The following is a 21,185-nucleotide window of genomic DNA, read 5'->3' as shown; positions in this document are numbered from 1 at the left end:
GGGACGACCATCCCGAGCGAAGGGCTCAACGCAACAGCCATCGTGAGCAGCAGCATGACCGCGGCACAGCCCTGGAGCACGCGGGGGTCGCTCATTCTGCGCACGAGCATCGGGAGCACGATCAACCCGAAAACAACGCCTAACGAGTACCCGGACGCCAGGAAGCTCGTGGCGAAATCCGCGAGCGCGATGTCACCGGAAGTGCTGACGCTCGCGAGATCGGCGGTGATCTCCGGCAGCAGCGCCATGACGAGGTACTGACTCGCGCCGAGCCCGAACGAACCGCTGACGAGCGCAAGAATCGCAAGTCGTTTCGAGAGTGGGCGCACCAAGCTATCGTACGTCGCGGTCGGCGCCCGGCCGCGACTGTTGCGTCGCGCCACGAGAGCGCGAGCGAGGCAGGTTACTGTTCTGCGGCGCTGTGCCCGGACGTCTCGAATTCGCCTTTCACACTGGCACGCACCGTGATCTCAGCGATCGTGATCTGCGCTTCGCTGCCAGCGGCTGAACCGGCGCGCATCGGTGCTCCACCGTGCGCTGCATGCGCATCCGAGACACTGACGACTCGGCCGATACGTTCGCCGAGCGCGGCCGCGTAGTCTTCGGCGACGTCGCGTGCGTCGTTGACTGCTGCCCGACGGGCCTCACGTTCGCACTGCCGTTTGAACCGTTCTGTCAGCGACCAGTCGACGCGGGTTTCCGCACCCGCTGCCGCGAGTTCCGCGACGACCTCGCCCACGATTCCAAGGTTCGAAAGCTTGATGCGCACCGTGCTGGCCGTGACGTGTTCGATGACCACTTTGGTCTTTGACCCTTCTGCGAAGCTCTTCCGGGTGGCCGTGCTGATCGGTTCGGCTGAGTGCCATGTCGCGTCGCCTGCAGTGCGCAGCTCCTGCGCCCTGCGCGCGATGCGGTTGTGCAGCGCCGTCGCTTCGGCAATGCTCCGTGCGCGGTCGCGAGAAGCGATGGAAATTCGAGCCGTTACGGTCGCACGCTCGGCGGGATAGTGCGCCTCACTTGTACCTGCTGCGTGGATGAGCGTCATGCGTCAATAGTAGGCGCGCTGCTGGTGGCGCGCCCGACGGGGTCGATTCAGATCATCCGCAGGAGTGTGATGCTCGGAGCAGGGTCCGTTGATAGCCGTGCCATCCGCACCGTGTCGAATCGCACGCCGTCGTATTCGAGTTCTTCGCGGTTCACGCCTTCGTGCACGTATCCTGCGCGCTCTGCCGTTTTGATGGATGCGGGGTTGTTCGTACGGGCGCCGAGTTCCAGGCGGTGGAAGCCATCGGCGAAAAGCACATCGGATGCTGTCGCGAGCGCCCTGGCAGCAATCCCGCGACCGCGTACTCCTGGTTCGAGCCAGTACGACATCCAGGCGCTTTTGTGCTGCGCGCTGCGGCTGGCGGCACTGACGATGCCGATGAGGGTTCCGGATTCGTCGATTGCCCACCCGAGCCCGGCCATCGTTTCGAGGTATTCACGTGCAGTTTCTGCTGAATCGATGGCCGAGGCCTGGCGCAGCAGGTCGTCATCCGCAGCGTCGAATGCCGCGAGCACGGCGGCAGTGTCACGGTCCAGGTCGATGTTGCGCAACGTAGGCATGATTTCACCCTAAGATAGAGTGGTTGCATACGTGCGCGCCCGCATAGCTCCAACGGTAGAGCAGCGATCTTGTAAGTCGATGGTTGGGAGTTCGAATCTCTCTGCGGGCACCAAAACGCAGCGTGCTAACGGGAAATCCACATTGGGCAATCTCCCGCAAGCCGAACGCGAAGTCGTTCGCCCGGCGATGTCCACGAGGATGAGCGGGGCGAGCCGAATGGGCGCACTCCTGACACCCGGACATCCATAGACGATGCGAGAGGTACGATGGCGCCATGTCACAAGGTTCAGAGGACATCACGACCACAAACCTGGTCGCGGAGCAGGAGAAGCTGCTCGCCGCAGCGCGCGCCGCCCGCTCGCAGCGCGCGGCGGACACCGTCTATGGCTCCCGCGATACGGTGCTACGCCAGACGATGCTCGCGCTGCTGGCTGGTGCAGAACTGGCAGAGCATGACAGTCCGCCCGAGGCGACTCTGCACCTGCTGCACGGAAGGGTCAGCCTGATCGGCAAGCGCAGATCCTGGGAGCTCGTCGCTGGAGACCTCGTACCCATCCCGCCAGAGCGGCATTCGCTGACGGCCCTCGAGGACAGCGTGTTCGTCCTCACCGTCATCCGCGCCACTGCACACCCGATCGACACTCATCCTCACGGAACAATCCCGACATAAGCGCGCCTTCTTTCGCAAACTCCAACACGCTCTGTGCGGTGGTCGCGCTCGTCGCTCACCGGTCCGACGAGAAACCAGCGATAGCCGACGACCACAGGGCCTGTCGAAACTGTGTGGCGCGTCACCCGCTGGAGTACCACTCGGAACGCCGAGGCGCATACCTCAGCGGGTTTAACGGCGCGACGGACCTCTCTGCGACAACGACTGGCCCTGCACCGCCCGCATCAGACGAGGGGCGAAACCGGAGGATGGCAAGTTATCTCGACTGGCGCTTCAAGCTGAAACTCCGTGTCCGGCTAACTGAGCGCCGAGAGGAACCGCTGCCACGAATCGAGCGCGATCGTGACTTCCGAGCGGGGCATCCACGAGGCGCAGAAGTGACGGAAGTCGTCTGCACCAGCGGCAATGGACGCGTGAGCGGTAATGCGCACGGTAGCCAGATCCTCTCCGACCTCAGAGCGCAAGTAGGCAACAGCACCATCGATCGGGAGCGCCCTCGACGCGTATCGCGTCCGGGTGCCGTGCAGTTCGGCGATGCGGTTCGACGCGGCGGCTACGGGTCTGGCCGTGCGTATCGACGTAGGCGAACGCGACGATCTCATGGGCGACGACGATGGCGATAGCTTCGTCATCGTCGAGTACGAGCGAGGGTAGTTGACAGTGACCGCCGAAGCCCGGTCGCGCGTACACCGGGCACCCGTAGCCTCGCAGGCGCTCCACGTCACGTCGAAGTGTGCAGACGCTGACTCGACAGTTCCTCGCCGCTCATTCCTTGTCCGGCGGCCAAGAAGCGCAGCATTCTCCCGGTGACATCGGCAACATCTGCTGTTAGCGTCGAACGACCAACTCAATGGGAGGAGAAACATGACGATTGGTGTTATGACACCGAACGGTCATGTCGGGACGCACGTGTTGCGACAACTTGTGCAGGCGGGAGAGCGCCCACGCGCCCTGCTGCGCGACCCGAGGAAACTGCATCAAGAGATCGCCGGCTCCGTGGATGCCGCGGTGCTGGACGCCTGGACGGAAGACACGGTCTTGCAGGCGACCAGAGGGCTCGAGGCCGTGTACTGGGTCAGCCCGACGGCGATGGATCGCGACCCGCTTGCTGCGCACGCCGACGCCGCACGAAATTTCCGCAACGCAATCGAGACCAATCAGATCGAGCGGGTGGTGTTCCAATCCAGCGTAGGGGCAGAGCATCGTCAAGGCGTTGGCGAAATCGACGGCCTCGCGGTGACGGAACTGCAGTTGGAAGCCAGTGGCGCATCGGTCACGCATTTGCGGTGCGGCTATTTCTTCACGAATCTGCTCATGGATCTCGAAGCAATCCGAGGCGGGGCACTGAGCACGTCCATGGACATCGACCAGCCGCTTGCCTGGGTCGCTCCCGCCGACATCGCGACAGTCGCAACCGGACGCCTGCTCTCGCGTGCGTGGAGCGGTCGCGAAGTACAAGCCGTCCACGGCCCGGAAGACCTCACGTTCACCCAGGTCGCAAGCATGCTCTCGGCCGTGCTGGGCATCCCTGTCGAGGCACGGCAGTTGGGCGACGACGATGTCTGGGCCGCGCTCCGGCAGATCGGGATGCTCGAAACACAGATCGAAGCCATCGTCATGATGGCCGCGGGGATCCGAGACCTCACACACGAGAACCCACGCACCTACGAGACCACCACGCCTACGACCCTCCACGGCTGGGCGATGGAACACCTGTCGTGACGCTCGGCTCTACCGTCGGTAAATGAGTTTGCGCAGCAAGGCGTCTGCTGGGCCGCGTACACCTTTACGTTCCATACCCGATGCCACGAGCAGGCTGACAAGCCACACGAGAACGGCGAGGATGGCGGCACCTGCGACATGCAGCTCCTGGCCGAACCCGAACGCGACCGGTGACAGGACGATGACCAGCATCAACTCGATGAACAAGTAGAACGTCAGGGAACGTCTCCCCATCGCAACCATCGATCCGACGAGCGGCCCCGCCCGTGTGATCGCAGAACCGATCAATCCGAATATCGCTGCATAGCCGATACCGCCGGCAATCCCGGTCAGCATTTGCAGTACGCTCAGCACGGCCACTGTTGTCGGAGATGCACTCCACAGTGGTGTTCCAAGAAGTGCGAGCGGGAGCCCACCGACAATGGAAATCGAAGTGCCCGCTACGGCTATTCCGGTCAACCGTTTTCTGCCGGCTTCGAAGAACCCTTTGCGTGCAACCCATATTCCGATCAGCACCGGCAGGATCATGGGATACATGAAGAGTCCGCCCAAAATCATGAACGGGAAGTTGATCAGGTTGATGATCGCTGTCTCCACATAGGATGCGGATCCCGAATTCACCATTGCGTTGATCGGCACATCGAGATGTGCCAGGCCGATCCAGGCAACCGGAAGCACAATGAGATAGAAGAGCGAAACGATCACAATCGCGCGCTTCAGTGCACGATCTCCTCTGAACAAAAGCCAGCCGATAAGCAGGGTGTAGAAGCCGTACTCGGCCAGGATGTCGATTCCGCCGATGACGACCACATTGACGAATCCGAACAGCAGCAGGTAGAGGGCCCGCCGCCGAAGCAGCCGTTTGGATTCAGGCTCCGAAGTTCCTGCGCTCTGCTGCCGATTCACCATCATGGCCAAGCCGTATCCGAGCAGTATCGCGAACAGGGGAAGGCCCCGGCTGTCCACAAACAGAATGCTGAGGAAATTGACGACTTCATCCACGACACCGCCGCCCATCGGCCGGCCCGACAGATTCACTTCGCTCGCGCTCAACCATAAGGGCGCGTGGGCAAGGGCAATGACCAGGAGCATGAACCCTCGAGCCAGATCCGGGGCGACCAGACGCTCTTTCACTGAAACGGAGCCGCGGGCTAGCCCTTTGGGGCCGGAAGCTCCTGTATTCGCTTGATCTTTCGAGTTCTCCACGAGGGAAACAACCTTTCAGTGTCTTCGATTGAACAGTGCGGCACTGTGCGACGTGCTTCGCGCGTTCCTCAATGGATTCGGGCAGTCGGCTTCGCATCCTCGAGCCGGCCAGGGCGTCCGGCGTTCATGCCGTGCGCGAGCTTTCTCACCCGCGACTTTCCGAATCCATGGCTCACATTTCTGCGATACCCGCGTCCTAGCGTGCGGGCACGATCGCCTCGATCTGCTGCATACTGCGCGGCAGTCGTACGGCATCGGAAGGCATGTCGATGTCGAAGGTGCTGATGGAGATGCCTTTCGGATGCGGGTCCGCGAAGAAAGCGCGAATTCTCCAGCGGGCCGTTCTCGGAGCCGGTGGGCGGCTCCGCTGTCCAGTCGAGGACATTTCCCAGCTCGCGCGTCGTGTGGTGATGCCGTGTCCGAGAAGGCTCCGGCACCAGGTCACATACGGGATTTCGGTCGCCCCAGTCTTCGTCCTGCCGGTTTGCGAGGCCGGGTGCTTACTATGCACTGTGAACTCTTCCTTCTGCTCGCGGTCGATGCCACCACCTATATTCGCTACGGCTCCCGCTGACGAATAAGTGCCAAAAGTCACGCCTCCACGACGCGCTGAGCGTCGGCCGATCTTGCGCACACCATCCTCCAGCGTGACGCCATGACTTTCTGGATCGCGGATCTGAACCGCCTGCTGGCAGCTGAAGCCCGACACGAGCCATCCATCCTCACCCGTCTGCATGAGCCCCACTTGCCAGCCTCTGTCTCGAGCCGCATGCATGACACCGGGTTCGATCTCTTCAATTTCCCAGCCTTCGAAGGACATCCAGCGGTTTCCCTCATCGGTCCAAGCTTCGATAGCCGCCTCCGGACTCTCAAGATCCGGGGCGGGATGTTTCCACGTCCGCCACGACCGGAGTACGAGTATTGCCCGAGTCGGAACACGATGATTCAATGAAGCCGTAGCAAAGCAGCTATGAAGCTTCACCGCACGACACTGCCAACACGTAATTGAGGAATCACCGTGGGACCCGCCGACGAGAAGCCGGAATGGTTTATAACGCAAGATGGCACAGTTTTACAGACCTGGCCGCCGGGGCTGGACAATGATCGGCTGAAGTACCTCCGGTACAAGACAACGCGAACTCCGACTCTCCAGGAGCTTCAAGAGCTGGACAGACGTATTGATCAGTTTCGAATCTCGCTCGAACGTCGTTCACGCATCCTCGTCATCCTCGTCATCGCACTCGTTGTGCTGGTTGCGGCCTCGTGGCTCGTGTCGGTCCTGCTCGGCGTGAGCATGATCTACCCCGCCGTGATTTCCGGCATAGGGCTGGTAGCAATCGTGGTCGCCCCATACGTTGTAAGAGCCATTTCGGGTGGCTCGAGGGCGAAGTTCGACCAGCTCTATCTGAACGCCGGATTCGCGTCGTCCGTGCCTCGGACGATCAAGACGGATGATGCACTCGCCATGATCAACGCCCGTGGAACTGTTCGGGGCGGCGGAACCAACCCGTGACGGCACCGACAACGAACCCAGCCCCGTCACGAGATGTTGACGTCTCGGTCGAACGTCACGAAATGTTGACTGCATGGTCGAGTTTCGACCCTTCGCCCCACATTCGGTGACCGACGCATCGGACACACCAACGACTGGGCGTCCGCAACCGCGTACGCTTGCCCGTGTGCCCCGTATCCCTTCCCTCGATGCAGCAGCAGCGAGCATCCGCATTGACGCCGAGCAGGGACTGTTGAGTTCGTGGGCTCACTCCACGGTTGTCGATGAACACACGGGTGGCCCGGTCATCGAACGCGAAGTGTTCGATGCGCTGCACGCCGCAGCAGGTCTGGCACCGGACTGGCCGGAGGGCAATGCAGGCATTCTGCACGTGTACGGCTACTGGTTCTCCTCGGTCAAGACACCATTCGGCATGAAACGCGACCGGTGGGTCGACGGACATCTCGCAAGTGCGCTCGGGCTGAAACCCGATGCATTCCTCTGGCGCTCATCCACCCCTGAGAATCGTGTCACTGAGACGCTGCTGGAGCCTGAGACGCTGCTGAAGCTCGTCACAGAAGCGGCCCTCCCGCTGCTGCACGAACCGCCCGCTCACGTGACGGGTACGGCAGATGCACGCGTCGGAAATCTCAAGACACGCGTCGTGCTGCAACGCGGCCCCGGTGCCGATGCAACGGCCCTCGTGTACGGCATCGATGCGGGTGACGGCTTCCGATTGGTCACGCTCTTCCCGCTCCAGGGCGACACGGATGCCGTGATGGCCGACTTCACGAGCAACCCGCGGCTGCGCTGGAATGCGGTCGATCCTCGCGGGTAACGCCTCTACAGGTCGTAGCCGTGCCCCATGAGCCCGGCATCCCCGCGCCACGAATCCCCGCGCCACGAATCCCCGCGGGAAGGCGATCCGGGCGGTGCCAGAAGGAAAATACGGTGCTAGACGTCTTCCAGGCCCGTAAAAACCTTCTGGCGCACCCGTGAGCCGGCACACGGCAGCACGGTTCACCGGGAGTTCACCTCTCCGTAGACATTTCGTCCATAGTCCTGCGATACTTTGGACGCATAGTCCGAATAGAAGGAGCGCGAGTGACCCGCACCATTGTCTTCGATTTCGATGGCACCCTTGCCATCGGCCACGGCCCGGTTCTGGCATTCGCCGACTGCGTTGCCCCGCTGGCCGGGAAGGACTATCTCGCCCGAGTCAAAGCGGCGCTCGACGAATACGACGCAGGGCGCAGTGACTTCCGAGACGGCTACCACATCGTCGGTGCACTCGCGGCAGATGACGGTGTCGTTGCGGACGCGCTGTCGGATGCATACTCGCGCAGCCGCGATGTCCTCGGCACCGAAGAGGCTCCCGTCCAGACCATCGATGGGCTCGACGAGTTTCTGGCCGGGCTCGGGCGCCATGCGCGGATCGTACTCGCCACGAACGCCCCCGCTGCCGGGATCGAACGAGTGCTGAACGCCTGGAGTGTCCGCGATCGCTTCGACGACGTCCGCGTCTCCGTCGGCAAGCCGGCCGGCCTGACGCCGGTCATCGAGCAGGCGCTCGAGCACGGGCCCGTGCTCGCAATCGGCGACATCGTCGAGTTCGACCTCGCTCCCGCCCTGGCGCTCGGAGCAGACACAGCACTTGTCGGAGCAACCGCGGCAACCTCATCCGCATCGGTGACGATGCGCGGAGCCACGCTGACCGATCTTCGTCCCGACATCGAAACCTGGGCCGCGACTGCGGAATCCAGAACCCCAGCGCCCTAGGGCGCACTCCCCCAGCCCCTGAAAGGTCACCCCGAGAATGCGCAAACCACTCATCGCGACAAGCACCCTCGTGGTCGCCTCGCTTGCCCTTGCCGGCTGCAGCGGCGACACGACCGACACCGCCGACGGCGACTGGCCCGATTCCATCACCATCTCCCTCGTCCCCTCCGTCGAGGGCGAAGACCTCGCCGAGGCCCTCGACCCCCTCACCTCCTACCTGTCCGAGAATCTCGGCATCGAGGTCAACGGCGTCGTCGCCAACGACTACGCCGCAACCGTCGAAGCGCTCGGCGCCGACCAGGCACAGGTCATCATCACGGACGCCGGCTCGCTGTACCACGCGACCGAGCAGTTCGGAGCGGAGCTGATCCTGCGCGACGTCCGCTTCGGTGCCACCGCCTACTCGGCCGTCGCCTACACCAACAACCCCGACAAGTACTGCGCCGACGAACCCGTCGCGGCAACCTACGACGCGGGCGACATCGACATGCTGTACTGCAACGGCATCGAGCCGGACGGGGAAGTGGCGATGGGCGAAGGCCCCGCCGGGCTGGACGCATTCTCGAACATCGACAACGGCACCCGCGTCGCCCTGCAGGCCGCGACATCGCCTGCCGGCTACCAGTATCCGGTCGTGGCCATGCGCGACGCCGGCATCGACACCGACGCCGACATCACGCAGGTGCCGGTCGAGGGCAACAACAACGCCGTGCTCGCCGTGTACAACGGTGACGCAGAGGTCAGCTTCGCCTACTGGGATGCCCGCGTCACGGTCACCGACGAGGCGGAGGACATCGGCGAGCAGGTCGTCGCCTTCGCGTACACGGAGATGATCCCCAACGGCGGCGTCGCTGCTTCGTCATCGCTGCCCGACGACCTCGTCGGCGAATTGACGACGCTCATGGACGACTACGCGGACTCCTCGGAAGAGGCCGCGTCGGTCATGTTCGATCTCGTCGGCCTCTCCGACTGGACGAACGACCTCGCCGAAGATGAAATCACGCGCTACGGCGAGATTCTCGAACAGTTCTCGAACTAGTCGCAAGGTACTGATGCACCAGGATGCACAACGCGTGGAGGCCGGCACAACGGCCTCCACGTCGTGGCCGGTCGAGCTCCGCGACGTTTCGGTCACGTACCCCAACGGCACGAAAGCGCTGCAGAATGTTTCGCTGCGCGTCGAACCCGGTGAGATGGTGTCGATCGTGGGGCTCTCGGGCTCCGGCAAGTCGACGCTCATCCGCACGATCAACGGCCTCGTGCAGGCGACATCCGGTGAGGTCAGCGTCGGGCCCTATGCGATGGTCGGTCTCAAGGGCAGGCGTCTGCGCGAGGCTCGCGGTCACATCGGCATGATCTTCCAGGGCTTCAACCTGGCTGAGCGCACCGACGTCTTCCACAACGTGCTCGTCGGGCGCTTCGCGCACTCTTCGGCCTTTCGCACACTGCTGGGGCTGCCGTCCAAAACTGACCGCGAACTTGCCCTCCGCGCGCTCGACTCGGTCGGGATGCTCGAGAAGGTCTGGTCGCGTGCGAACGCGCTGTCGGGCGGGCAGAAGCAGCGCGTCGCGATCGCCCGCGCGCTCACCCAGGAACCCAGCGTGATGCTGGCGGATGAGCCGGTCGCGAGCCTCGATCCTCCCACCGCCCACGGTGTCATGAGCGACCTGCGCCGCATCAATCGGGAGCAGGGGCTGACGGTCCTGGTCAACATCCATCTCATGGATCTCGCGCGGCAGTACACGACCCGCATGATCGGTCTGCGCGACGGCCGACTCGTCTACGACGGCCCTGCTGCCGCGGCAACGGATGCGGACTTCGAACAGATCTACGGTCGCCCCATCCAGGCGCGCGACAAGCTGGAATCGCAGGCATGACCACGCGGGAACTCGTGGTTCCTCCGCGCCCCGGGAACCGCATCCGGAACTCGCTCATCATTGCGGCGTTCGTGGCGTTCACGGTCGCGACGTGCATCCCGGCGATCGGCGGCATCGAGCTCGATGTCGCTTCTATCGCGCGTAATTGGCGCAATGGCGCCGACAAGATGCTGCAGCTGATGCAGCCGAACTTCGAGTTCCTGCCGCGCACCTGGGCGCCCATGCTCGAGACGCTGCAGATGGCGCTCGTCGGCGCGGTGGGTGCGGCGATCGTTTCGATACCCCTGACGCTCTGGGCTGCGCGACCGACGAATCCGAACTCGTTCACGCGCCACGTCGTTCGCACGATCGTGAATATCAATCGAGCAGTGCCCGACCTCGTGTTCGCGACCGTGCTCGTCGCCATGGTCGGCGTCGGTGCGCTACCCGGTGTCATCACGCTGTTCCTGTTCAATATCGGCATCATCGTCAAGCTCGTGTCCGAAGCGATCGATTCGGCCGATCACGGTTACATGGAGGCCGGACGCGCCGCCGGCGGAACGCAGCTCAAGATCAATCGTGTGACCGCACTGCCGCAATCCCTACCGCTGTTCGCGAATCAGTGGCTCTATTCGCTTGAGCTCAACGTGCGCATCTCCGCGATTCTCGGCATCGTCGGGGCAGGCGGTATCGGTCGTCTGCTCGATGAACGACGCGCGTTCTACGCCTACGCGGATGTCTCGATCATCATCCTCGAGATTCTCGTCGTGGTCATCCTGATCGAGATCCTCTCGAACCTGTTGCGCAGGAGGCTCGTATGACGCAGACAGCACCGGCGCCTTCGCAGACACAGGCTCCGTCACCGAGCGCACCCCCGCGCCCCAGCAAGCTGTGGCCCACGGTCTTCGCCATCGCCGCCGGCGCGGTCGTGCTCGTCGCGACAGCGGGGCTCGACATCGCCTGGAGTGAGCTACCGGAGCTGCCGGGGCAGGTCTGGCACTATCTCGTGCTCATGTTCGCCTCGCCCGACTGGGAGCGTCTGCCGCGAGCGCTCTTCGAAACGTGGCGTTCGATTTCGATGGCCTGGATCGGTGCGATCCTGTGCGTCATCGTGTCGATCCCGCTCGGGATGCTGGCGGCCAAGGGCGTCGGTCCCGCCTGGTTGCGCACCGGTCTGCGGGGCATTTTTGCGGTGCTCCGCGCCGTCCCCGAGGTGATCGTCGCCCTCGTACTGCTCACGGTCACGGGCCTGACGCCGTTCACGGGTGCCCTCGCGCTGGGCATCGCGGGCATCGGAACGCAGGGCAAGTGGGTGTACGAGACGATCGAGTCGGTGCAGGAGGGCGCATCGGAGGCGGTGCGAGCGGCCGGCGGCAGCACGGCCGCGGTGACGCGCTGGGCGCTCTGGCCGGCGGCGGCGCCTTCGCTTTTGTCCTTCGCGCTGTACCGCTTCGAGATCAACATTCGAACCTCGGCGGTGCTCGGCCTCGTCGGTGCCGGCGGCATCGGCAGTATGCTCTCGAATTACACCAACTACCGGCAGTGGGACACCGTCGGGATGCTGCTGATCGTGGTCGTCGTCGCGACGATGATCATCGATGCCATCTCGGGGCGGATCCGCCGTCGCATCATGGAAGGAGCGAAGGTACGTGACCTGGCACGGAGCCTCTGACGCTCCTCCGAGCGCGAGAATCGTCTCCCTCGCGCCTTCCCTGCAGCCCACCGAGCGGCGGGTCGCGGAGTTCATTCTCACCGACCGTGCCGCGACCGTCGAGCGCACCGCGCAGGAGCTGGCGGATGCCGTCGGCGTCGGCCGTACGACCGTCATCCGTGCCGTGCAATCGCTCGGCTACGAAGGGTATCCGCAGCTTCGCGTCGCCCTCGCGCAGGAGCTCGCGATGCAGCAGCCGACGGAAGCCGCCGACGGGTCCGACGACTCACTGCTGGCCGCGCTCCGCACGCGCGTCGCCAGGTTCGGCACCGAGCTCTCGCACACGATGTCCGCGATGACCGACGAGTCGCTGCTCGCGTTCATAACGGCGCTCGACACCGCGCACCGGGTGCTGGTGGTTGCCAACGGCCTCTCGGCTCCGCTCGGGCTCGACCTCATGCTGCGACTGAACTCGGCAGGCAGGCCCGCTGAGCTGATCGTCGATTCGATCTCCCAGCAGATCTCCGCAAGACAACTCGGCGAAGGGTCGGTGTGCGTCGCGTTCTCGGGTTCGGGCGCGAACCGATCGACGCTCGATGCGATGCGTGCGGCGAAAGACGGTGGCGCCACCGTGCTGACGATCACCTCCTTCGCACGCTCGGCGGCTGCCGAGATCGCCGACATCGCACTCGTCGTGCCGCCGGCCAACGAAAGCTTCCGGCACGAACTGACGCACACCTCCCGCGCCGTCCACATGCTGCTGACCGAGCAGCTGATCGAGTTGTTCATCGAGCACCGCGGCGACCGAGCCAGGGACGCCCGCGCCGCCTCCCTCTCCGTACTCGGGAGTGCGCTGCAGGAGTGACGCTGGGGCGCATCCGATGGGCTTGGTTGCAAGAGGAGAATCTCGAACGATGTCGCCGTGAGCACGCTGAGCCCGGAGGTCCCTTGGAGATTGGGCACGTACTCTGGCAGACATGAAAACCGCGAAACCCCCGGTCAACAAGAAACGACATCTCGCCACGTGGTTGATCTTGGGAGCGCTTCTCGCTGGCGTTATCATCCTCTCGGTGTTCTCGGCGCTGCACGAGCCCGAGCCGGGTGCCGGAGTCGACTCAACAACGACCTGGATACTCACCGCCGGAATCTTGCTTGTGGCCGTCGTCGGCGTGTTCCTACTCTTCCGGTTCATTCGAAGGAGCTCTCGTCGTCAACAACAAACTCGCATGGCGCCGCTTGCCGAGTGGGCGGCGGCGCGACGGTGGCGCGTGCGCGTCGCCGAAGAGTTGGAGACGAGGGCGTTTCCCGACGTCGCCAAGGGTGTACGCGTCACGCCGCGGCAGTGCCTGCAGTCTATTGAAGGGGAGAAACTTGGCCGACGGATCAGCGTCGAGTCGTGGCAACTCGACCACCGCAATCTCGGTGCCCCGGTGTCGCAATATGTCAGTCGCCCCATCGTGCGCGTGAACGCATCGCCGTATCTCCCGACCATCGGCTTAGGCGCGGGGCAATCGTCCTCCTTCCCTTGGCTCACTGCCCCGAAGCAACTCGCCGACAGGAAAATGACGACCCAGGGGGCGCTATCGCACGTGCCAGTTGACCTGTTGAACGACGGCATCACACGAGTAGGTCCGTTCTACTGCTTCGGGCCGCCCGACGAGGTTCACAGGCTGGTGCCATTGCTGCAGCGCTTTCAGCAAGCGATGGCCGAGCTGCAGGCGTGGGTCATCACGAGCCCAGGAGAGCTGCTCTTGACGTTCATGGAAGAACCCGAGAACGAGGAGATCTTCGAACGGCGCCTACACCTCGCGGTGACGATCGCTGACGACCTCGACCGATATCGCTAACGAGGCTGGGGCGGGCAGGCCACCGACGAATGACAACTCTCATTTCTCCGACGCGTCGTATGTCGCCATCCCGTTGAAATAGTAGAAAGAAAACCCTTTGGGAGGCTCCCACAGGGCATTCTCTCGACTACTTTGGGGCGCTCTTGGCCCTGCGCGACGTGCAGCGACTACTCGGCTTCGAGGCCGTCGGAAACGTCGGTGCTCTCGCCCGCTCTCGTACATGGAGTGTCACGAAGCCTCGAGCGCGCGAATAGGAGGAAGAGTGCCCTTTGGGATGCTCCCGAAAGGCATTCTCTCGGCTATTTCGGCAAGTCAAGGACTAACCGTAACGTCCGGCTCGCTACTCGGCGAACCGCAACCGAAAGCGCTACTCCGCGGCGCCGACGGCCTCCAAGAACGCGTCCGCATCCGTGACGTCCTGCGCGTACGGCTGACCGTCGATCGCGATGTAGGGAACACCGCCGAGGTTCTCTCCATCCGGCAGTCCGTTCTGGAGTACGTCCTGCGTGGACTGCACCGCCCAGAACAGGAACGAGCCGTCGGCAATGCAGTCGCCCGCATCCGCGCCCGCTCGATCAGCAGCGCCGACGAACTCCGACTCCGTCCATGCCTCGCCGCTCGGACCCTCCAATACCGTCGACAGCAGCGGCCTGAACGCATCGATGTCAGCATCCGCAGCGCACGCGAGCGCATTCGCACCGTACGAAGAGCCAAAGCCGTTCTCCGGGTCATCGTGCAGCGACACGACGCGGTATTCGACCGTCGCATCGCCGCTGTCGGCCAGCTCGATCAGGGCATCCCCGTTGGTCTCGATGAACCGGTTGCAATAGTCGCAGAGGGGATCCACGACGACCTGGATGCGCGGCTCGCCTTCGCCGAACACGAACGCGTTGTCCGTCACGGATTCCGGCGTCCCTCCCTCCTGCAGCGCGAGCACGGCCCCGCCGAGTTCTTCGCGAAGCGCGACGGCGTCTGGGTCCTCGACAACCCACCCTGCACCGACCAGCACGGTCTGTCCGCGGAGCATGGCGCCCGTCGCAACGTCTGAAGTCTGCTCGTCAGACTCCGTCAGGCTCAGGACAGTGTCGACACCGCAGTGCGCGACCTCCGCTTCCTCGCCGCCGGCTTCGTCGTAGATCACGAAGTCTTCGCACTGACCGCCGGCAGCTTGGTAGGCGGCCACGAGGTCCTCGACACTGTCGAACTCCTCCGAGGCGTCTCCTGCGCAAGCGCTCAGGAACACAACGGCGGTGGCGCTAACCGCCATCGCTCGCAGTGCCCGAGCGCCGCCAACCACTACGGGCTCTCAGTCTCTTCCGGTGATTCCTCGGCGTCCTCTTCGCCGCCGTCGCCATCCTCGCCGTCGTCGTCACCGTTCGTGTTCTCCAGCTCCCCCTGCACAGACTGCAGGAACTGCTGGAACACCGCTGCGTCCTCGTTCGGGCCCTGGTACTGGCGGCCGTTCACGAGCACCGTCGGGGTCTGCAGCGCGTAGAGTTCTTCTTCGCCAACCGTGTACGGAATCGGATTCTCGTAAATGCGCTCGCCGACATCCCGGACCCAGCCTTCGAACTGCAGTGAGTTCACGCACTCGGTGAGTTCTGGGGTGACATCAGCGCCGGCCTGGCCCATGAAGTCGAGCATCTCCTCGTCCGTCAGGCCCTGAGTCTGGCCTTCGGGCTGGTTTGCGAACATCAGCGTGTTCCAGGAGAGGAACGAGTCGGGCGCGTGCTCGGCCATGCAGGCTGCCGCGTTCGCAGACCGTGTCGAGTATTTCGACCCGAGTGACGCCTGGTCCATGATCGACAGCGGGTGAATCTCGACCGTCGCAAGACCGTCCTGCACGAGGCTCTCGATGGTGGGGCCGTTCGTCTGCTCGAACGCACCGCAGTGAGGGCACATGAAGTCCTGATAGACAACGATCTGCAGGATGTCGTCGCGCTGCTCCGTCGGCGTCGGCTCCCCGTCGACCGGGATGCCCTCCGTGCGGTCTGCAACCAGGCCCTCGCCGATCACGATGCCGTCTGCCGCCATGTTCTCGGGCCCTGGTGAAGGGGGTCGAACGCTGTTGACGATGATGAGCACAACGACGACGACAACGGCCACCGCCGCAACGACGATGCCGCCGATCGTCAGCGCGCGGTTTCGCTTCTCGCGCCGCAGACGGGCCTCGTGCATCTTCCGAGCCTGTTCGCGCGCTGCCGCGCGACGCTCATTCTTCGTCAGCTTCTTGTCACTGTTCGACATGGAATCCTCTGTTGTAGGGCGCGGTGCAACTGCACCGGCAATCAAGCCTGATTCTAGAATAAACCGCGAGCGCTGGATCCAAAGAATCGGGCGCGTTCTGCACGTCGCGAACGTACGCGGTAATCTGCTCGAGCATCCCCGCCACTACTGCTGCAGCGCTGCCAACGCGGTCGCGGCATCCGAGCCGATCGCAGCGGGTTCGACGCTGCGGCCATCCACGATGACCATGGGCGTTCCCGCGACCTCGACAGACGTGCCCGGGAACGTCTGGCCCCGCAACGAACCATCGATCGTGTCGACGAAGCTGTTGTACGTGCCGTTTCGGATGATCGACTCGACCTCTTCAGAGTCGGCCCCTGCTTCGGCGGCCAACGAGACCAACTCGTCATCGTTCAGACCGGAACCCTGCGACGCGAGGTTCGCGGCCAAGAGCTGCGACTGGAACTCGTACGCGGCATCCGGGTGGTAGGTCGTTACGGCCATGAGCGCATTCACCGAATCGACCGAGGCGGTCGGCGAGACGAACGCGAGCGGATACATCGTCAAGGTGATGTCGCCGTTGTCGACGAGCTCTTTCAGCGCGGGTCCAGAGGTCTCCTCGAAAGTCGCGCAGTGCGGGCACATCGGGTCGAAGATCAGGGCAACGTCGGGCACATCGCTCTCGGGCGGTGCAGCTACCACCGGGCCGGATTCGGTTGTCAGAACGCCGTCCTCCGTGAACGTCACACCGCCGACTCCGAAGTTCAACGGATGCTCGGAGACGCTGACATCGCTCGACTCTTCTCCCGAACCCGAACCGAACGAGAAGACGCAACCGCTGAGCGCGAAGGCAGCCGCCACGAAGGAGGCCGCAAGCAAGGGAAGTTTCGAACGACGCATGCTCATAATCCTAGAAACCTCTTCTGTGAAAGTTGTATGCACGTCTCCGCGTCAACTTCTCGGTCGCCTGGCGATGGGAAGGCGCTCTCGCGGCGTGTCGTCGCCCAGCGACCGAGAAGTTATCCGAGATCGGGTGACGACGGAGCACGGGATGCGCGTGCGCGCTCGTTGTCAGCCGGCGCTCAAACCCACGTCCTCATACTCCGCATCCCCTCAACATCCCGCATCGCGCGTGAAAACTTCTCGGTGCATTTCGGGCGACACGCCGACGTCACCCCGGATGTCACCCCGGAGTGTCGACGCAAAGGCACCGAGAAGTTTCCAGGGACAGGTCGGGGAGGCGCGCTGGGGAGGTCAGGCCTGGCTGCGGCGACGCGCGATCTCGTAGAGCGTCACGGAGGCTGCCACTCCCGCGTTCAGCGACTCCGTGGCGGCACCGATCGGAATCGACACGATCACATCGCAGATCTCCCGCGCTAGCCGGGAAATCCCCTTGCCCTCGCTGCCGACGACGATGACGAGCGGCTCGGTCGCGAGTTCGACACCGTGGAGGCTCACATCGCCTCCGGCGTCCAGTCCAGCGACGAAAACACCGTCGGACTTGAGATCCTTCAGCGCATTGTTCAAGTTGCTTGCGACCGCGACGGGAAGCCGGGCGGCGGCTCCCGCGCTCGTCTTCCAGGCGGATGCGGTCATCCCGGCGGCACGCCGCTGCGGCACGATCACACCGTGGGCGCCGAACGCGGCCGCACTGCGTACGATCGCGCCGAGGTTCCTCGGGTCGGTCACACCGTCGAGCGCGACGATGAGCGGTGCCTCGCCCGCCTGCCGCGCGCGTTCGAGCAGGTCACTCGGGTGCGCGTACTCATACGGCGGCACTTTGAGCGCCACGCCCTGATGCACGGATCCCTCGTCGGTCATGCGGTCGAGCTCCGGTCGCATGACCTCCATGACCGGAACATTGCGAGAGTTCGCGAGGAAGAGGATCTCCTTGACTCGATCGTCCATCTCGATGCGGGCGGCGACGTAGAGCGTCGTCGCCGGTGTCTTGGTGCGCAATGCTTCCAGTACGGAGTTACGACCGGTCACGAGCTCTGCATCGTCACCGCTCTTGCGTTTCGGCGCACGAGCTTTCGGAGGCTTGCCGCCCCGGCGTTCGACAGCCGCGTCGTAACGCTCGCGCGCCGCCTTCCGCTTGGCCGCGGGATGGTACTCGCGTTCCTCCGCTTTCGGCGTCGGACCCCTGCCCTCTAGCGAGCGGCGCCCCTTACCTCCGGTCCCCTTCGTCGGGCCCTTCTTGCCCGAGGGCCGATTCGGTCTGTTCATGCGATGCTCCAGGTGGTTGAGTCTTTGCCGTCTTCGAGTGCGATGCCGGCATCTGCCAGTGCATCTCGGACGCTGTCGGCGCGGGCGAAATCACGCGCGGCTCTCGCGTCGGATCGATCACGAATGAGCCCCTCGACGAGTGTAGCGAGTGCGGCATCCTTCGCGGAGTCCGTTCCGCCGTCGGCCCACTGCTCATCGGCGGGGTCGAGACCCAGCACACGCAGCATGGCCAGCACCTCCGCCGCGGACCCGGCCGCTGCCTGCGCGTCGTCTCGGTCGAGCGCGGTGTTGCCGGCGCGCACCGTGTCGTGCAGGACTGCGACGGCCTGCGGGGTGGAGAGGTCGTCGTCCATGGCAGCGGCGAACGCGGGCGGGACATCGGCCTCTGCGAGGATGCCCGTGCCGGATGCGCGCGTCAGGAAGTCCTCGATGCGCCCGAAGGCGGCATCCGCTTCCGCCAGCGACCCTTGCTGCAGCTGGCCTTCGATGACACGAACGTCGATCATGCTGCGATAGTGCGGAGCCAGGAGGAAATACCGGACGACGATGGGGCGAACCCGCCCTATCAGTTCGTCGGCATAAATCGAATTGCCCAGCGACTTCGACATCTTCGTGCCGTTCACGGTCACTGCGCCGTTGTGGGCCCAGACGCGCGCGAACGCGAGGCCGGCGGCACTCGACTGCGCGAGCTCGTTCTCGTGGTGCGGGAATCGCAGGTCGATGCCACCGCCGTGGATGTCGAACTCGTCACCGAGATACTTACGGCTCATGGCAGAGCACTCGATGTGCCAGCCGGGGCGACCCGGCCCCCACGGGGAATTCCAGGTCGCGGTCTCCGGCTCATCCGCCTTCGCGCTCTTCCACAGCGCGAAGTCCCGCGGGTCCCGCTTGCCACGCGGGTCGGCATCCGTGGCGTCCTCCATGTCGTCGACCGATTGGCGGGTCAAGACGCCGTACTCCGGCCAGGAGCGCACATCGAAGTAGACATCGGACGAGCCGTCGCCTGCCGGGTACGCGTGCCCTCGATCGATGAGCTTGCCGATGAGCTCGATCATTTCGGGAATCGAGCCTGTCGCACGCGGCTCGTACGACGGCGGCAGAATGCCGACAGCGCGATACGCATCGTTGAACTCGCGCTCGATGCGGTACGCAAGCGCGAACCACGATTCATTATCGGTTGCGTTCGCCAGCACTTTGTCGTCGATGTCGGTCACGTTGCGCACGAGCGTCGTGCGGTAGCCGCGAAACGCGAACCAGCGTTGCCACACGTCGTAGACGAGTGCGCTGCGTACGTGGCCGATGTGCGGGGCGGACTGCACCGTCGGACCGCAGACGTAGATCGAAACCTCTCCGGGCACGACGGGCGAGAAGTCGTCGACGGTCTGTGTGCGGGAATCGTAGATGCGAACGGTCACGCCTCAAGCGTAGTTCGCCCCGCTCGAAATCGCAGATGCATTGCGCAACTTTCGCTTCCCATCGCTTCCCAGCAGACCAAACCGCGTCGCAGGGGGCCGAAATCGGTCTCGGTGGGCATGCCAACCCCGTATATGACGTTGGGCCCTGCATAGAGACCGAGATTTCGGCCAGACGGGACGCTCAGAACTGCACGCGCGGGGGTTCGGCGACGGCATTCGGGTCGTCGACTTCGAAGAACTCGCGCTCGCTCAAACCGAGGCCGCGCGCGAACATCGTATTGGGAAAGCTGCGGACGCGCGTATTGAAGTCCCTCACGCTCGAGTTGAACTTGCGTCGAGCGGCCTGCACGCCGTCATCCGTGTCGCTGAACCGCTGCTGCAGGTCGAGGTATTCGCGACTCGCTTGCAGCTTGGGATACCCCTCGGCAACGGCAAAGACCGCTCTCACTGCCTTCTTGACGTCGGGTTCCACGAGCGCTGCTTCTCCTGGCGACGGCGCATCCGTAGACCGCTCACCGGCCTCGACGACCGCCTCGAACGTCTTGCGTTCGTGCGACGCGTACTCCTGCACGGTGGATACCAGCGCCGGAATCAGCTCTGCTCGCCGCTCGAGCTGGGCTGCAATCGCCTGCCACGCCTCGTCGACGCTCTGGTTCCGGCGAATGAGCGCACCGCGGGCAGCGAACAGCCACACGCTGACAGCGATGACCAATACGGCGACGACGCCGAGCACGATGTAGAGCAGGGGCATAGTATCCATAGGTTCTCCATTTTACGGTTTCGGGCTGGAGGCGCGCTGACCACGACGCGTTGCAATGGCGCTGAGCCCTGCCTGCGCACGTCTTGAATGCACTGCAACGGAATCACCGTGTCGCTTCACCTGCAGCAGCCAAGAGCCGATGGAGCATTCCATCGGCGCCGCGCGCTTCGTACGCAGCTCGCACCCGCGCAGGTCACGTGAAGCATCCTGGAAACTGGAGCCCCGCTCATCCCGTTCCGACTTGTACGCGGCGCCGGCCCGCGCAATTCCGAGCATCCGCAGTCTTCAGAGCGTTTCCATTGCGCATCCGGTGGCAAAGGAGGATGCTGGAACTGACGCACACGGCGTCGCGAGGGGGTGGAGACGGTGACCGATGAAGAGACGAATCCGGAAGTGACCAAGCTGCGCGCGGAGATCAGCACGCTTCGACAGCAGTTGTCCAGAGCGGAGACGGACCCGGAAACCGCGGCTACCGTGGAGGCTCACCTACGTTCCGCGATCAAACAGTTACAGGACAAGCTGGCCGAAGAAGAGCAGTAGTCGCCGGGCTCTATCGTGTGCCGGATGTCGGGGAAATCGACCTGCGCGCCCGAATGTATGGCTATCGGCCCGACATCCGGGCAAACCCATACATTCGGCACGGGCACGCGGGCGGCATCCGCATCTCGTGCACCCGCGGGCGGCATCCGCATCTCGTGCACCCGAAAGCGCGCACGACATCAACGCTTC

Annotated in this window: 23 protein-coding genes, 1 tRNA gene and 1 pseudogene; 13 read left to right on the top strand and 12 right to left on the bottom strand. The window is 64.0% G+C overall.

Features of this window, described 5'->3' with window-relative positions:
• The 3 genes and pseudogenes from Q0O95_RS07820 to Q0O95_RS07810 all read right to left on the bottom strand — a co-directional run.
• Window positions 1–329 (bottom strand): annotated as a pseudogene (locus tag Q0O95_RS07820) (MFS transporter); the annotation flags it as partial.
• 74 nt (window positions 330–403) lie between these two features.
• A complete protein-coding gene (locus tag Q0O95_RS07815; protein ID WP_293697106.1) occupies window positions 404–1,045 on the bottom strand; it encodes an SIMPL domain-containing protein in 642 nt (213 codons plus the stop codon).
• A gap of 47 nt (window positions 1,046–1,092) precedes the next feature.
• Window positions 1,093–1,605 (bottom strand): GNAT family protein, encoded by a 513-nt coding sequence (locus Q0O95_RS07810; RefSeq protein ID WP_293697103.1) that lies wholly within the window; start codon window positions 1,603–1,605, stop codon window positions 1,093–1,095.
• Between the two features lie 37 nt (window positions 1,606–1,642).
• Between Q0O95_RS07810 and Q0O95_RS07805 the strand changes: the two genes are divergently transcribed.
• Window positions 1,643–1,718: transfer RNA gene (locus Q0O95_RS07805), tRNA-Thr, on the top strand.
• A gap of 162 nt (window positions 1,719–1,880) precedes the next feature.
• Window positions 1,881–2,276 (top strand): LuxR family transcriptional regulator, encoded by a 396-nt coding sequence (locus tag Q0O95_RS07800; RefSeq protein WP_293697101.1) that lies wholly within the window; start codon window positions 1,881–1,883, stop codon window positions 2,274–2,276.
• Between the two features lie 296 nt (window positions 2,277–2,572).
• Here the strand turns inward: Q0O95_RS07800 and Q0O95_RS07795 are convergent, their stop codons facing one another.
• The gene (locus Q0O95_RS07795) at window positions 2,573–2,707 is read right to left on the bottom strand and encodes a hypothetical protein (RefSeq protein WP_293697099.1); all 135 of its coding nucleotides are present in this window, start codon (window positions 2,705–2,707) and stop codon (window positions 2,573–2,575) included.
• Between the two features lie 433 nt (window positions 2,708–3,140).
• On the opposite strand from Q0O95_RS07795, the gene Q0O95_RS07790 reads away from it, so the two are divergent.
• Window positions 3,141–3,998, top strand: a complete 858-nt coding sequence (locus Q0O95_RS07790) for an NAD(P)H-binding protein (RefSeq protein ID WP_293697097.1) — start codon at window positions 3,141–3,143, stop codon at window positions 3,996–3,998.
• 9 nt (window positions 3,999–4,007) lie between these two features.
• Here the strand turns inward: Q0O95_RS07790 and Q0O95_RS07785 are convergent, their stop codons facing one another.
• Complete coding sequence (locus Q0O95_RS07785; protein WP_293697095.1) at window positions 4,008–5,132, bottom strand: DUF418 domain-containing protein; 1,125 nt, start codon at window positions 5,130–5,132, stop codon at window positions 4,008–4,010.
• Window positions 5,133–5,400: 268 nt separating this feature from the next.
• Window positions 5,401–6,024, bottom strand: a complete 624-nt coding sequence (locus Q0O95_RS07780; RefSeq protein WP_293697092.1) for a hypothetical protein — start codon at window positions 6,022–6,024, stop codon at window positions 5,401–5,403.
• A 198-nt stretch (window positions 6,025–6,222) separates the two neighbouring features.
• On the opposite strand from Q0O95_RS07780, the gene Q0O95_RS07775 reads away from it, so the two are divergent.
• The 9 genes from Q0O95_RS07775 (at window position 6,223) to Q0O95_RS07735 (ending at window position 13,829) form a co-directional block, all read left to right on the top strand.
• Window positions 6,223–6,717: a hypothetical protein gene (locus Q0O95_RS07775; protein WP_293697089.1), complete on the top strand. Its 495-nt coding sequence runs from the start codon at window positions 6,223–6,225 to the stop codon at window positions 6,715–6,717.
• Window positions 6,718–6,883: 166 nt separating this feature from the next.
• The gene (locus Q0O95_RS07770) at window positions 6,884–7,534 is read left to right on the top strand and encodes an amino acid deaminase (protein ID WP_293697086.1); all 651 of its coding nucleotides are present in this window, start codon (window positions 6,884–6,886) and stop codon (window positions 7,532–7,534) included.
• A gap of 266 nt (window positions 7,535–7,800) precedes the next feature.
• A complete protein-coding gene (locus Q0O95_RS07765) occupies window positions 7,801–8,475 on the top strand; it encodes an HAD family hydrolase (protein WP_293697083.1) in 675 nt (224 codons plus the stop codon).
• Window positions 8,476–8,512: 37 nt separating this feature from the next.
• Window positions 8,513–9,514, top strand: a complete 1,002-nt coding sequence (gene phnD, locus Q0O95_RS07760; protein WP_293697080.1) for a phosphate/phosphite/phosphonate ABC transporter substrate-binding protein — start codon at window positions 8,513–8,515, stop codon at window positions 9,512–9,514.
• 13 nt (window positions 9,515–9,527) lie between these two features.
• Window positions 9,528–10,352 carry a phosphonate ABC transporter ATP-binding protein gene (gene phnC, locus Q0O95_RS07755; protein WP_293697077.1) on the top strand — a complete coding sequence of 275 codons (825 nt, stop codon included), beginning with the start codon at window positions 9,528–9,530 and terminating at the stop codon, window positions 10,350–10,352.
• Window positions 10,349–11,152: a phosphonate ABC transporter, permease protein PhnE gene (gene phnE, locus Q0O95_RS07750; RefSeq protein WP_293697074.1), complete on the top strand. Its 804-nt coding sequence runs from the start codon at window positions 10,349–10,351 to the stop codon at window positions 11,150–11,152. The genes phnC and phnE (Q0O95_RS07750) overlap by 4 nt, the downstream gene beginning before the upstream one ends.
• On the top strand, window positions 11,149–12,003 hold the full coding sequence (phnE, locus tag Q0O95_RS07745; protein WP_293697071.1) for a phosphonate ABC transporter, permease protein PhnE: 855 nt from the start codon (window positions 11,149–11,151) through the stop codon (window positions 12,001–12,003). Before phnE (Q0O95_RS07750) ends, phnE (Q0O95_RS07745) begins: the two co-directional genes overlap by 4 nt.
• A complete protein-coding gene (locus Q0O95_RS07740) occupies window positions 11,981–12,847 on the top strand; it encodes a MurR/RpiR family transcriptional regulator (protein ID WP_293697068.1) in 867 nt (288 codons plus the stop codon). Before phnE (Q0O95_RS07745) ends, Q0O95_RS07740 begins: the two co-directional genes overlap by 23 nt.
• Window positions 12,848–12,959: 112 nt before the next feature.
• Entirely contained in the window at window positions 12,960–13,829 is an 870-nt protein-coding gene (locus tag Q0O95_RS07735; RefSeq protein WP_293697066.1) for a hypothetical protein, read from the top strand.
• A 367-nt stretch (window positions 13,830–14,196) separates the two neighbouring features.
• Here the strand turns inward: Q0O95_RS07735 and Q0O95_RS07730 are convergent, their stop codons facing one another.
• The 6 genes from Q0O95_RS07730 to Q0O95_RS07705 form a co-directional block, all read right to left on the bottom strand.
• Window positions 14,197–15,096: a thioredoxin domain-containing protein gene (locus Q0O95_RS07730; protein ID WP_293697063.1), complete on the bottom strand. Its 900-nt coding sequence runs from the start codon at window positions 15,094–15,096 to the stop codon at window positions 14,197–14,199.
• Between the two features lie 29 nt (window positions 15,097–15,125).
• Window positions 15,126–16,076 carry a thioredoxin domain-containing protein gene (locus Q0O95_RS07725; protein WP_293697061.1) on the bottom strand — a complete coding sequence of 317 codons (951 nt, stop codon included), beginning with the start codon at window positions 16,074–16,076 and terminating at the stop codon, window positions 15,126–15,128.
• Window positions 16,077–16,220: 144 nt separating this feature from the next.
• Window positions 16,221–16,955, bottom strand: a complete 735-nt coding sequence (locus Q0O95_RS07720; RefSeq protein WP_293697059.1) for a thioredoxin domain-containing protein — start codon at window positions 16,953–16,955, stop codon at window positions 16,221–16,223.
• 354 nt (window positions 16,956–17,309) lie between these two features.
• Entirely contained in the window at window positions 17,310–18,281 is a 972-nt protein-coding gene (gene rlmB, locus Q0O95_RS07715) for a 23S rRNA (guanosine(2251)-2'-O)-methyltransferase RlmB (RefSeq protein ID WP_293697057.1), read from the bottom strand.
• Window positions 18,278–19,696 carry a cysteine--tRNA ligase gene (gene cysS / locus Q0O95_RS07710; RefSeq protein ID WP_293697055.1) on the bottom strand — a complete coding sequence of 473 codons (1,419 nt, stop codon included), beginning with the start codon at window positions 19,694–19,696 and terminating at the stop codon, window positions 18,278–18,280. The genes rlmB and cysS overlap by 4 nt, the downstream gene beginning before the upstream one ends.
• Window positions 19,697–19,877: 181 nt before the next feature.
• A complete protein-coding gene (locus Q0O95_RS07705; protein WP_293697053.1) occupies window positions 19,878–20,456 on the bottom strand; it encodes a LemA family protein in 579 nt (192 codons plus the stop codon).
• A 366-nt stretch (window positions 20,457–20,822) separates the two neighbouring features.
• Here Q0O95_RS07705 and Q0O95_RS07700 point away from each other — a divergent pair, with 366 nt between their 5' ends.
• Entirely contained in the window at window positions 20,823–20,996 is a 174-nt protein-coding gene (locus tag Q0O95_RS07700) for a hypothetical protein (RefSeq protein WP_293697051.1), read from the top strand.
• Window positions 20,997–21,185 lie beyond the last annotated feature (189 nt).

The organism is uncultured Agrococcus sp., from assembly GCF_945915485.1.
Classification (GTDB): Bacteria; Actinomycetota; Actinomycetes; order Actinomycetales; family Microbacteriaceae; genus Agrococcus.
The sequence above is the reverse complement of the archived record's forward strand: the minus strand, read 5'-3'. Positions and strand labels throughout refer to the sequence as shown.